Source organism: Pelosinus sp. IPA-1 (genome assembly GCF_030269905.1).
GTDB lineage: Bacteria > Bacillota > Negativicutes > DSM-13327 > DSM-13327 > Pelosinus.
This window is the reverse complement of the sequence record NZ_BSVC01000014.1, coordinates 1-12,815: the sequence shown is the minus strand read 5'-3', so window position 1 is coordinate 12,815 and position 12,815 is coordinate 1. Positions and strand designations below refer to the sequence as shown.

The window sequence follows — 12,815 nt, the reverse complement described above, 5'->3', positions numbered from 1 at the left end:
ATTATTTCCCTCCCACGAACCCAACGTTCATATACAATGAGCCAATGATCGTCTGGGTTGTGACTGTATTAGAAGCCATTTTAGGATTAATAATTGCAACTGACTCACCAATTAAAATACTTGGTGGTGTCAGCCGAAGCTCAAATTCTTTATCTCGTAACAGATTATTAATTTGAGAAACACTATGCCCTGCAATAATATTAGCTAATTCAGCAATACTATTAAATACATCTTCATTTGCTACTACATCTGTCCCTAATAATTTTTTAGAAAGTTCCTCTGCGGCAGACATGGATAAATCTAAGACAAACCTTCCTTGACGGCTTCCTGTAATACCAATAATAACTGCTAATCCATGTGACTCTAACTTATGACCAGCTATTTGAGCTATATCACTAGCATCCATTCCTGTCATATCTATAATATTCTGCTTAAAAGCTGTAATAAAATATTTCAGATATTGATCCTTGTCAGCATTATTGTTATCGTCAGCATCCAGGATATCATGTAGCCCCGTTAACAATTCATCTGATTTCACTGGTTTTTGGAAGAATGCCTTTACGCCAATTGCTGTTCCTTTAGTGATAATTGCTTCATCTTTCATAGCGCTCACTACAGCTACTTTAGCATTTGGATCAATCGTTAATATTTCTCGACAGCATTCCAATCCATCCATATCAGGTAACGTTAAGTCCATGGTCACTACAGCAGGACGTAGCTCGCGATATTTAGCAATTCCCTCGCTACCTGTACCTGCAAAGCTACATACTTCATAATGGGAATTAGCTAAAGCATCTTTAATTAATCTTTGGCTAAAAGGAGAATCATCCACTACCAACACACGAACTTTATCCATACTTTCACCACCAACGTAAATTTTGGTCCCTTTTCATTGCTAATTTATACTATATATCTATTCTCCTAGATTTCCTTTTTACCTGCGTTAGATTCCAAGTTTCCCTATAAAATTACATTTTTTTATCATTTATTCAGTTATGGCTCTTGAGTAGTATAAAACTTACACACTTTACCAATAAAGGGTTATGGGTTACTATTATTTTATAATTTGGTATCAAGGAGGAATATATGCTTGTTCATGATATTATCCAAAAAGGTGACAAAGATCAAATCGCCTTTTTAGGAAAGACACCAATTACTTATGGTCAAGCGGAAGACGCGATTGCAAAATATAGAGACTTTTTCTACCAGCAAGGTATTCGTGCTGGAGAAAACGTTGGCTTATTTTCCAAGAACTCCGTTGAGTTTATTTACAGCTATTTAGCAATTACCAGCTTAGGTTCCGTCATCGTTCCTCTCAACTTCCAGCTTGTCCCACGAGAGGTTGCCTATGTAATCTATAATGCGAATATAAAAAAACTAATTACAATGACCACATTGGAGTTAGATACTGAATTGGCCAATTATGACTCTCCTGAAAAGATAGTTCAACTTCTCATTCCTGAATTTTCTAGGACAATTGATAATCTAAATATTCCTCCAGCCCCTGTACCTCAAAATATTCATGAGGATGAAGTATGCACAATTATCTATACTTCAGGTACTACTGGTCAGCCAAAAGGCGCTATGTTGACTCATAAAAATCTTGTCAGCAATGCCCAAGCCTTTTCACAGGTTTTTACCTATCAGCCTTCTGACCGTATACTTTGCGTTTTACCTATGTATCACTGTTTCGCCTGGACTGCCGCAGTTATGACTCCGTTACTCAACGGCTGCTCTATCGCAATTTTAGAAAACTTTTTAATTCGAGAAACGATTTCTAAGATTCGAGACAGTGCTTTAACCATTATTTTTGGTATTCCTAACATGTTTAGACTCTTTTCCCAATGGGCGACAAAAGATGATTTCGCTCATGTAAGACTTTATGTCTCAGGTGGTTCTTCCTTGCCTCAAGAAATTTCAGAGCAATTTACTAAGAAGTTTGATAAGCAAATTGCGGAAGGTTATGGACTTTCGGAAGCTTCTCCCATCGTATCCCTAAATCCAACCGATAACATAAAATTTTGCTCCATCGGCAAGCCTTTACCTGGAGTAAAAGTAAAAATCAGTAGCGAGGAAAATGGGGATCTTCCTCCTGGTGAAATTGGCGAGTTACTCGTTAGCGGTCCAAACGTTATGAAAGGTTATTATAAACTGCCAGCGGACTCAGCCAAGACGTTACAAAAAGGCTGGCTCCATACAGGTGACTTAGCTTACATGGATCAAGATGGTTATTTATTTATTGTTGATCGCCTAAAAGATATGATTATTATTAATGGAGAGAATATTTACCCCCGAGAGATTGAGGAACTTTTATATGCTTATCCAACCATATCTGAGGTTGCTGTAATTGGCGTCCATAATAAACTGCATGGTACAGTTGTGCATGCTTATATTGTCCCTAAAGAAGAATCGATCATCGATAAGAAACTACTCAAAGTTTATTTACAAGGAAAGCTAGCCCCCTTTAAAATTCCTAAAGAATTTACTATTGTTAATTCTTTACCCAAAAACACTACAGGAAAGATCTTAAAAACTGCTTTACGGCAACAACACGAAACTGGAACTAATGAATAAACTATAGTTATATATCTCGAAATTGATTTATCCAAATTTTAACTAAAATATATAGAGAAAAGTCAGTTAAATTAAGCTGAGTATGATATAATTTTTTTAAGCCCTGTTATATTTTGGGGAAAATCTACATAAATCAATTTACGGAGGTTTACAAAATGAGCAATTTGTTAACTAGGCTACACTCGATAGCCTCGCAATTTACCATTTCCCCCGATCAAATCCGCCAAATAGCGAATGACTTTGAAAGTTCAATGCTAGATGGGTTACATGGATCTCCTAGCACACTAAAAATGTTACCCTCCTATTTAAGTAAACCTTCCGGAAAAGAAGTTGGCACGTTTCTAGCTTTAGACTTTGGTGGCACGAACGTTAGAGTGCTCTTAACAGAGTTATTTGGCCAGGGACAGTTCAGGGTACACGCTCGTGAGGGTAAACCTCTTAAAGATAGAGCAGAAACATATAATCATATTTCCGGGGAATCTACTGCCGAACAATTATTTGACTTTATTGCGCAGCAAATTGCTACTCTTGTAAAACCTGATATTATATATCCTTTAGGCCACACCTTTTCTTTTCCCACGGATCAAACTGGTCTAAACACAGGCACACTCATTCATTGGACGAAGGAAATTGAAACAACAGGTGTAGAGGGCGCCAATATCACAGCTCTTCTAAAAGATGCATTACTAAGGCAAAATCTCTCTAATGTTCTCCCAGAGGCTATTATCAATGATACGGTAGGTACATTACTCGCTGCAGCTTATACGAATCAATTTACCGATATTGGCTCTATATGCGGCACAGGCCATAATACAGCTTATCTTGAACCCTCCCCTCCCTGGACAAAAGAGCCGATGATTATTAATATGGAATCGGGTAACTTTGATCAACTCCCCTTTACACATTACGATATGTTATTAGATACTCGTAGTGAGAAGCCTGGTGCCCAGCGGCTTGAAAAAATGGTTTCAGGTCATTATATTGGTGAACTTGTACGCATCATTGCCTGCAGCTTGTTTGATGAAGGTCTTCTTGCAACAAAATCTAGCAGCGAGGTCTTAACCACGCCTCACATATTAAATGGTGCCCATATATCACTTCTCTTGGAAGATGAAACCCCAGAACACTCAAATATTAAATCATTCTTGGAAGACACTCTTAGAATCATAGGCTCTACAAAAGAAGATCGTGAATCATTTAAAAAAATAGCTTCTTTTGTAACAACTCGCTCAGCTCGCTTGGTTGCTGCAACATTTTTAGGTATTATTCAACATATGGATCCAAACTTGGCTGAGCATCATAATATTGCGATTGATGGATCACTTTATGAAAAAACTCCAGGCTACGCCGAAACAATTAATCTAACCTTAGCCCAAGAGTTGGGCAACAAAGGAATGAAGGTAACAACAAGCCTCACCAAAGACGGTTCAGGAATTGGTGCAGCAATCGCGACTGCCATTGCCGTTACAATGAAAAAAGAATAACGTTTATCCATCAAAAAGAGTGATTGTATACCTATGGTAACAATCACTCTTTTTCCTATCTTATTCGCTTATCATAGAAATAAAATATTTATGGATACGATCATCATCTGTCAATTCCGGATGGAATGCTGTTACAAGTATCTTGCCTTGTCTCGCTATGACTATTTTATCTCTTACTGTAGCTAGAACTTTTACACCTTGGCCTGCCTTTTCAATATAAGGTGCACGGATAAAAATAGCCTTTAACGGTTCTATGCCAAATTCAGGTACTACCATATCGGCCTCAAAACTTTCCCGTTGACGACCAAAAGCATTGCGGCGTACTTCAGCATCCAATAATCCTAAACGAGGCTGATCACTATCTATGATGTCTTTCGCTAGCATAATCATACCGGCACAAGTACCATAGACCGCCATACCTTGGCTAACTCTACTCTTAATTTTATCCATTAATCCCCATTGAACCATCAGCTTACCAATGGTGGTGCTTTCTCCGCCAGGGATAATTAAGCCCACTACATCATCCAGTTCTTCTGGTTTTCTAATTTCAATCGCTGTTACGCCACAGCCTTCAAGCATCCAACAATGCTCACGAAAAGCTCCTTGTAATGCAAGAACCCCTATCTTCATTATTATCCCTACCTTCTAGCCTTTTACCAGCCACGCTCTTGCATGCGCTCATGCTCTGGCAAGGTAGAAATCTCAATTCCTACCATAGCTTCACCAAGATCGCGGGAAACTTCGGCCAGAATCTTAGGGTCATTATAATACGTAGTGGCAGCAACAATCGCTTTTGCTCTTTTTACAGGATCGCCGGATTTAAAAACACCAGACCCGACAAAGATCCCATCGCAACCCAAATGCATCATAAGGGCTGCATCTGCTGGAGTCGCAATACCGCCTGCTGCAAAATTAACAACTGGCAGGCGCCCTAATTTTTTAACTTCCATAACAAGTTCTAGCGGAGCAGCAATATTCTTAGCAAACGCAGCTACTTCTTCATTCGGCAAGTTTTGCAATTGGCGAATTTCGCTCATCACCATGCGGATATGCTTTACTGCCTCTACTACATTTCCTGTGCCTGGTTCCCCTTTTGTTCGGATCATAGCGGCCCCTTCACCAATACGACGCAAGGCTTCGCCAAGGTTTTTTGCACCACAAACAAAAGGAACTTTAAATTGGTGCTTATCAATATGATATTTGTCGTCAGCAGGAGTTAATACTTCACTTTCATCGATATAATCTACACCTAACGATTCTATGATTTGGGCTTCTACCAAATGACCAATTCTTACTTTAGCCATAACGGGTATGGTTACAACATCCATAATTCTTTGAATAATCGTAGGATCCGCCATACGAGCAACCCCGCCTGCAGCTCGAATATCTGCTGGTACACGTTCTAATGCCATAACAGCACAAGCCCCAGCTTCCTCGGCAATTTTTGCTTGCTCAGGAGTAGTTACGTCCATAATGACGCCACCCTTAAGCATTTCTGCTAAACCAGCTTTTACACGAAAAGTTCCTTGTAACATCGATCTTACCTCCATCTGTACCTATCGTTTATATAGGATTCTTGTATATAGATACGACATGATTACACTTTATCCTGCAAGCATTTAGCTGAACTGTAATAAATATGGTATTATATTTACTTCCTATTTAATTTAGTCCGTACTGAATGCACTATCTCTTGAGCAAAGGGCCCCAGGTTATTATCTGCATAGGACTTCATTATTCCAGCTGCTACCTGTCTTATTGCGCTTTTGATTATTGCTGGATCTGTGATTTTATTATCTTTTAATTCCCTTTCAATACTTACTGCTGCTTCAATCGCCTTTTGGGCCGCTATTGTATTAATTTTTTGCACCAAATCAGCATCACCTACGATTACCTGCCCGATTAACTGAAAAACGTCTACTGCTATGGAAACTAATTCCTTGGGAGATTGATTTACTATAATGACAGGTCTCTCTCCGAAAGCCATCTCACCTGCATGTCCGATAAATTTGACAGATATGCATTTCACATGGGAAGCTGCAATGCTATTAAGGGTATGTTGCCCCACATTTGTGGCTATATTCATAACAATAATCGGTTCATTCAATTGATTCAATTCTTTAATACAAGTAATGACTTCCCGATCAGGTAAAGCTAGAAGAATTAATTTTATTTTCACGATTTCCTTTAAATTATTGGCTACAGATGCCCTCAGTTCTTCCGCTATCAAATTCATCCGTGCATTATTCTTATCAAATAAATAAAGCTCACAATGGTCTGCCAAAATAGTTGCTAACACACTACCCATACGACCTATTCCTACCAAACCGATTTTCATATAAACACCCCGATATTAGCGTATGATTGGATTGGATACTCTATGTCAGTAGACAATCGTGACCCGCATCTTATACATATTAGAATTTCAGATCCAACAGCAGTGAACAAATAGAATTCAACAAGTTCGCCTTGATTATTTGTCTCTCTTATTTAAAATTTTATGCCAATTTCATTAAAAAAATCTTATATCGTAAATAGAAGAAGAGATGGTTCATGATAACTCATAAACCATCCCCCAAAGTACAATGTCATGAAGCACCCTTTATAATTTTGCGTTAATTTCCTCTATATCACTTTCACTAATTGGACCAAACCAGGATTCTAATTTGCTCTTTGCCTTATTCTTTACTTCTTCATCAACATACACAGACACAACAGCTAATGCAACTAGCAAAGCTCCAAAGTCATCCGTATATCCGATAAGTGGTATAATATCTGGTATTGCATCTATCGGAGAAATAAAATACCCTAATACACCAATGATAGTGGCTTTGGCTTTCAATGGTACATTGTCTTTCTGCAACGTATAGAATAGAAGAAGCACTACATATACCAGCTTCTTGCCAGCCTTAGCAGCAAATCGTCCTAATTTCTCAAATAACTTCTTTTCAGAAAAATTTTCTGCATATGCACCATATTTTTTATCATTCATACCAAAACCTCCTGCAAACCCTATCTTCATCCTACTTTTTTCGCTATTTATCTACCTTTCCCTCTAAGAATAATTATATACTGAAGAGATTTTCAAATGAACTTATTTAATTAAAAGGGACCATCCTCCCGCCGAAAGCTGAAGGATGGTCCGCTTCTTAATAACTTTCACCTTTGAACTCACTAATACTTAATGTATTTTCCCTCGTATCATTCGCTGTTACTGCCACTATGTCACCAACTTTAGCCAAGGGAACCTTTGGTGAGGTAGAAACACTCCCTACGAAAATCCGATTATCGCCCTCTAACATAAAGTAGAAATAAGAATCTCCACCCTTAACAACTTGAGAAACACGACTAATTTTCCCTTGTAATTTTAGCGTTCTATTTTCTTGGCTAGGAATGAATTGATTCCCCTTACTCGCTAATACCTGTTGGTACGTTCGCAAGCCGCTTTCGATATCCGCTCCTACACCTACTAAATTATAATTTTCTACAGAAATAAAAGATACAGCTTTCAACAACCCTTCTTTATCTTTTAAAGGTGCAATATAGGTAGGCACACCGCCAATATTATATAAGATAGGGTATCCTGCACGGTAAGATTTTTCCTGCACTTGGCCTTCAGCTGACTTTTTAGCCCCTGCTTCATCTGCACCAGATACCTTATACCACTTTGCTTCTTTTGTACGAGAGTTAATCAAAATGAAACCTACAGAGCTCCCATCCTTTCCTGAAGATGTAATGCCCGTGTACCAATATACCTTATCATCATTCCCATAAATAAGATGAAGATCAGTTCCCGTTGGCTTTAATGTACCTGTTTTCGCAAAAATGCTATTCCAGAATCCATTAATATATTCGCCCCAGTCACGAACTTGCCGATAGATAAGCTCTTCAGGCTGCACTCTGTCAACCCAACGAGGTAAATTTTCTAAACTATATCTTGCAATTTCTCCCGTTTGCGCATTAACAGTAACTGCGCCAACTGCATCAGCACCATGATAACCTATTTTATTCTTATACAAAGTAACAACCCAGTAAGGGTTCAGATCATCATCAACTTCAAAAGAATAATCCGTAGTACCAATTGTAAATAAACCATTGAAGTAAACGTATCTTGGCAAATAATCAAAGAGAAAGCCTTTCATTTGATATTTCAAAAATACTTCTTTTCCGTTTATATTTTGAATTAGGCGTACATCTTGCGGATTCGTGGCTGAGACCATAACATAGCCCTTACTCCCTTTACTATGATTCGTTAGCCATTGAAAAATACCACGATGTTCTAGTGGGGCAACATAATATAATTTATCCTGTACCTTCTGCAACGATAACTCGCCTATTTGAACTTCACTACCTAATGCAGGTACTTCACCAATCTTCTTCTCTGCTAATTTTCGGGCTGTTTCATCATCTACGATTCGTATTTGAGCTAAATTAATTGGCTCAATATCAGAAGTAAAAGAACTCTCGCTTACTTCTCCTAACAGTTCCCTGTAAGAATTACTATACAATATCGGTGCACTCGTTAAGATAGGTAAAATTAATAAGTTACTTACACCGACTATCAACAGTATAATCCCTACAATCCCCAACATCTTGTAACGCTTAAAATTCTGTCCATTATTTTGATAATTAGCAATATCAACAACGTGTGGCCTCTCTTGAAATAATTGTGGGAATAATTTTTTTAAAATTTCTCCCCAGGCTGTCTTAGCAATAAACTGCCTAAATTTATTAAGTAATATTAATGCCGAAACAAAGAGTAAAACAATTCCCCAGGCAATAATTAAGTTAGACCAATCTGTAAAGCCGAAAGCCAATACAGGCATTTCCATAAAGAAATATAAAAAATTGATTACAAAAAATACTATTATAAGAAATGGCAACACATTTATTCACTCCTTGCAAATATTAAACCATACTACCTTAAAATACTATTCGCCATAGAGCTATCCTCATCCTTCTATAATTGTTAGTAAACCCCATCTTATTATTAGTGACCTATACCGTAAATATAACCCCTCCCCCTTATATATTATGAAAAAGTATTCTAATATATTGCCATCCTGCATTATAATTTAACGTAATGTTAACACTAATTATGTTATAATTTATATATCTATAAAAAGGTAGGTGTTATCATGAAAACCGTCGCATTAATTGCCCACGATCGTAAAAAAGAATCTATGCTTGCTTTTGTAAATCAACATCGAGATATTTTAGCAAAACAAAATTTATTGGCTACAGCCACCACCGGACGTCTCATTAAGGAAAATACCGGATTAGAGGTTACTACCTATTTATCTGGCCCACTTGGTGGTGACCAACAAATAGGTGCACGCATTGCTAGCCAAGAAGTTGACTTGGTTATATTCTTGAGGGACCCTTTAACAGCACAACCCCATGAGCCAGATATTACAGCACTTCTAAGAGTTTGTGATGTACATAACGTACCTGTTGCTACAAATGAGGTCTGCGCACACTTACTTGTTTCAACATTAGCTTAATATATATTTACATTCCTTTAAAACAATGAAAAGTAGGGGCGGTTTTACGCAACCCCTACTTTTCATTGTGAGCATTTTTTGTAATTACATACATTTATTTAGCTAATCAGCCGTTTTCTTAGAAAGTACACGGGTACTGGTGCTAAAATAATTGTAAATATCAATAAGCTTATAACATGCTGCCATAACACCATACTAATAGTACCAACTACTAATCCACGACATACTTCCACGCTATGATACAGCGGATTAAGCCAAGCTAACGTCTGCATCCATCCTGGCATAGATGAGACAGGAAAAAAAACGCCAGCAAATAGATACATTGGTGTTGTTACTAAGGTAATATAATAATTCAAATAATCGATATGATTAATCAACCCCGTATATGATAAAGCCATTAAGGAAAAAACGGCTCCAGGAAAAATGAGAAACAGAGGAATTAACAAAGACCATACCGACTGTACTTGTCCCATGGCAGCAATCACCATTAAAATGACAATGCCAAAGACAATATTTTTAACAATACCAAATAATACTTCACCGATAACTACATCAGTTACAGTCGCAGGTCCAGCCAACATGGCGTGAAATGTTTTCTGATAGTGTAAACGAACGAAACTAGAGTAGGTACACTCGAAAGTCGCTGCCCACATCGCCGCAGAAGAAACCATCCCTGGTGCAATAAACTGAATGTAGCTCATGCCCCCCATATCTTGTATATAGGCCCCAAGACCAAACCCCATAGCTGAAAGATATAAAAAAGGTTCCAAGACATTTAATACCATATTGGACCACAAAGTACGACGAAATACAATTAGATGACGCTTTAAAATGCCCACTGCCGTTTTCATTCTTCGTCCCTCTTCCCTGTCAATTTCAAAAATACATCTTCTAAATTAGTAGGTCGTAGATAGCAAACGCGCTCAGATAATCCGAGGTCCCCTAGCTTATTCCATAGGCTCTTACCATCATTAGTAAAAATAAACAAACTATCAACAATGTACTCTGCCCTACCGCCCATTTCTTCGATTTTCTCATTGATTTGGGAAGGCAGCAAAGCAATAGGGATTCGTACTTCTATCACAAAGGGCAATACATACTGGCGAGTTAATTCCTCAGGACTACCCTCTGCTAATATTAGCCCGTCATTCATAATTACTAATCTGTCACATAGCTGTGCTGCCTCTTCCATATAATGAGTCGTCAAAATCATGGTAACTCCCTCTTCTTTAAGACGCCTAAGCTTTTGCCAAACCAAACGACGAGCTTGGGGATCAAGACCCGTTGTTGGCTCATCTAAGATAATTATTTGTGGGTTATTAATAAGAGCTCTAGCTATCACTAACCTACGTTTCGCTCCACCAGAGAGTAACTCAACATTTACATCGGCTTTATCTGCTAACCCCATGAACTCTAACAACTCTTGCCCATATTCTCTTGATTTCTTACTTGTAATACCAAAATATCCGCCATAAACCTCTAGATTTTCGATAACAGATAAGTCTGAGTCTAAATTATCTTCCTGTGGCACAATGCCAAAAATCTGCTTAATATGAGGTGGAGTAATAGGCTGAATCCTCTCACCAACAATTTCAAGAAAACCCTCATCTACTGTAGACAGTCCATATATCATTTTCATAGTAGTAGATTTACCTGCCCCATTATGGCCTAGAAAACCAAAGCACTCTCCCTTGGTAATGCCAAAAGAAATACCCTTTAAAGCACGAAAACCTCCATATGTCTTTGCTAAGTTTTCAGCTTGAATAACAAAACTCATTATTAGCCTCCTATGACCTATTTACATCCACCCTAATTAATAGTAAGAAAGAACAGCCGCTATATTCGTTAGGCTGTTCTTTTTTCACTATAATATTTTAACTATATTGTACATAGAATCTCGTTCAGCAGGAATACGCCCTGTCTGACGAATGGCCGCAATAATATCTTCTTTACTGAGAGATGTAGCTGATTTTGCTCCTGCAGCGTGCATTATTTTTTCTTCACTTACTGTACCATCAATATCATTTGCACCAAATCCTAATGCCACTTGGGCTATAGGCAATGTTAGCATAACCCAATATGCCTTGATATTTTTAAAATTATCTAGTAACAAACGAGAAATTGCCATAGTTTTAAGCTCATCCCATACGGAAGTCCGGTCAACCCGTTTGCCGAGCTCCGTATTATTCGGATGAAAAGGAAAACAAATAAAAGTCTGAAAACCACCCGTTTCATCCTGCAACTTTCGTAAGGATAATAAATGATCTACGCGCTCCTCAATTGTCTCAATATGCCCATATAGCATACTAGCATTACTGCGAATTCCTAATTTATGGGCAGTATGGGCCACCTCTAGCCATTCTGTTGCCGTTGCTTTTTTGGGGCAAATTTCTGCCCTCACTCGGTCGGATAAAATTTCTGCCCCACCCGCTGGCATAGAATCCAGCCCTGCATTTTGCAACTCTTCTAATACTTCCGTAACAGACTTACCAGAAATCTTCGCAAAATAAGTTATTTCTACGGCTGTAAAAGCCTTCAAATGAATGTGAGGTAGCGCCTTCTTTAATGCCCTTATAACGTCAACATAATATGTAAAAGGCCAATCAGGATGAAGCCCACTTACTATATGTAATTCTCTAAGATCACTGTCTTTAGCGGCTTGTATAGCAATTTCTAAGGCCTTCTCTTTTGTCATTGTATAAGACTGGGCGCTATCCGCATCACAGCCGAAGGCACATAAGTCACATCGAGCAGTACAAACATTTGTTAGGTTAATATGGCGGTTGACATTAAAATATACATAGTCACCACTCACACGTTGTCTAACTATATCTGCTAAATAACCCAACCAAGTCAAATTATTACTTTCAAATAGAGCAATGCCGTCTTCCCTCGTAAGTCGAATCCCGTTGATAACCTTTTTCTCTATTTCATCTAAAATTTTATTCAAATAATGACACTCCTTCCATTTTGTATTCTTCCCCAAAAAAGCATTGTCTTCCTGCAAAATAGGTAAAAAAACATATAATATATAAAAAAACACTCACAAAAAGTGAGCGTTTTTTCTTTAACCAGCAACTATCTATCCTCCCAGGCCGTTTCCAACCAAGTACTTTCGACGTATAAGGGCTTAACTACTGTGTTCGGTATGGGAACAGGTGGATCCCCTTAGCTATCGCCACTGGATTTTAGAAGTACATATTTTCATATGTTCCTTCAAAACTTCACAGAAGAAAGACAACATGTTAGTCGT

The 12,815-nt window shown here is 38.0% G+C and carries 12 protein-coding genes and 1 rRNA gene; 3 read left to right on the top strand and 10 right to left on the bottom strand.

All coding sequences use genetic code 11. The annotated features are described in order from the left end of the window. Position 1 precedes the first annotated feature (1 nt). Positions 2–856, bottom strand: a complete 855-nt coding sequence (locus tag QSJ81_RS24035; RefSeq protein WP_285719857.1) for a response regulator — start codon at positions 854–856, stop codon at positions 2–4. A 230-nt stretch (positions 857–1,086) separates the two neighbouring features. Between QSJ81_RS24035 and QSJ81_RS24030 the strand changes: the two genes are divergently transcribed. Both QSJ81_RS24030 and QSJ81_RS24025 read left to right on the top strand, forming a co-directional pair. Further along, entirely contained in the window at positions 1,087–2,574 is a 1,488-nt protein-coding gene (locus QSJ81_RS24030; protein WP_285719856.1) for an AMP-binding protein, read from the top strand. Between the two features lie 155 nt (positions 2,575–2,729). Further along, positions 2,730–4,058, top strand: coding sequence for a hexokinase family protein (locus tag QSJ81_RS24025; RefSeq protein ID WP_285719855.1), 1,329 nt, complete (start codon positions 2,730–2,732; stop codon positions 4,056–4,058). Positions 4,059–4,118: 60 nt separating this feature from the next. Here the strand turns inward: QSJ81_RS24025 and pdxT are convergent, their stop codons facing one another. From pdxT to QSJ81_RS24000, 5 genes are all read right to left on the bottom strand, one after another. Beyond that, the gene (gene pdxT, locus QSJ81_RS24020) at positions 4,119–4,688 is read right to left on the bottom strand and encodes a pyridoxal 5'-phosphate synthase glutaminase subunit PdxT (RefSeq protein ID WP_285719854.1); all 570 of its coding nucleotides are present in this window, start codon (positions 4,686–4,688) and stop codon (positions 4,119–4,121) included. Positions 4,689–4,711: 23 nt separating this feature from the next. Continuing rightward, positions 4,712–5,593, bottom strand: a complete 882-nt coding sequence (gene pdxS, locus QSJ81_RS24015; protein ID WP_038674267.1) for a pyridoxal 5'-phosphate synthase lyase subunit PdxS — start codon at positions 5,591–5,593, stop codon at positions 4,712–4,714. A 116-nt stretch (positions 5,594–5,709) separates the two neighbouring features. Beyond that, the gene (locus QSJ81_RS24010; protein WP_285719853.1) at positions 5,710–6,396 is read right to left on the bottom strand and encodes an NAD(P)-binding domain-containing protein; all 687 of its coding nucleotides are present in this window, start codon (positions 6,394–6,396) and stop codon (positions 5,710–5,712) included. A 264-nt stretch (positions 6,397–6,660) separates the two neighbouring features. Continuing rightward, positions 6,661–7,050 (bottom strand): YkvA family protein, encoded by a 390-nt coding sequence (locus QSJ81_RS24005; RefSeq protein WP_285719852.1) that lies wholly within the window; start codon positions 7,048–7,050, stop codon positions 6,661–6,663. A 157-nt stretch (positions 7,051–7,207) separates the two neighbouring features. Next, positions 7,208–8,944 carry a hypothetical protein gene (locus tag QSJ81_RS24000; RefSeq protein ID WP_285719851.1) on the bottom strand — a complete coding sequence of 579 codons (1,737 nt, stop codon included), beginning with the start codon at positions 8,942–8,944 and terminating at the stop codon, positions 7,208–7,210. Between the two features lie 252 nt (positions 8,945–9,196). On the opposite strand from QSJ81_RS24000, the gene QSJ81_RS23995 reads away from it, so the two are divergent. Next, positions 9,197–9,562, top strand: coding sequence for a methylglyoxal synthase (locus QSJ81_RS23995; protein ID WP_285719850.1), 366 nt, complete (start codon positions 9,197–9,199; stop codon positions 9,560–9,562). A 98-nt stretch (positions 9,563–9,660) separates the two neighbouring features. On the opposite strand, the gene QSJ81_RS23990 is transcribed toward QSJ81_RS23995, so the two are convergent. The 4 genes from QSJ81_RS23990 to rrf all read right to left on the bottom strand — a co-directional run bounded on the left by QSJ81_RS23990 (position 9,661) and on the right by rrf (position 12,748). Continuing rightward, positions 9,661–10,413 carry an ABC transporter permease gene (locus QSJ81_RS23990; RefSeq protein WP_285719849.1) on the bottom strand — a complete coding sequence of 251 codons (753 nt, stop codon included), beginning with the start codon at positions 10,411–10,413 and terminating at the stop codon, positions 9,661–9,663. Next, positions 10,410–11,339, bottom strand: a complete 930-nt coding sequence (locus QSJ81_RS23985; RefSeq protein WP_285719848.1) for an ABC transporter ATP-binding protein — start codon at positions 11,337–11,339, stop codon at positions 10,410–10,412. Before QSJ81_RS23985 ends, QSJ81_RS23990 begins: the two co-directional genes overlap by 4 nt. Before the next feature lie 87 nt (positions 11,340–11,426). Next, positions 11,427–12,512 (bottom strand): aminofutalosine synthase MqnE, encoded by a 1,086-nt coding sequence (gene mqnE / locus QSJ81_RS23980; protein ID WP_285719847.1) that lies wholly within the window; start codon positions 12,510–12,512, stop codon positions 11,427–11,429. Positions 12,513–12,631: 119 nt separating this feature from the next. Further along, positions 12,632–12,748: ribosomal RNA gene (gene rrf, locus QSJ81_RS23975) — 5S ribosomal RNA — on the bottom strand. Positions 12,749–12,815: the final 67 nt, after the last annotated feature.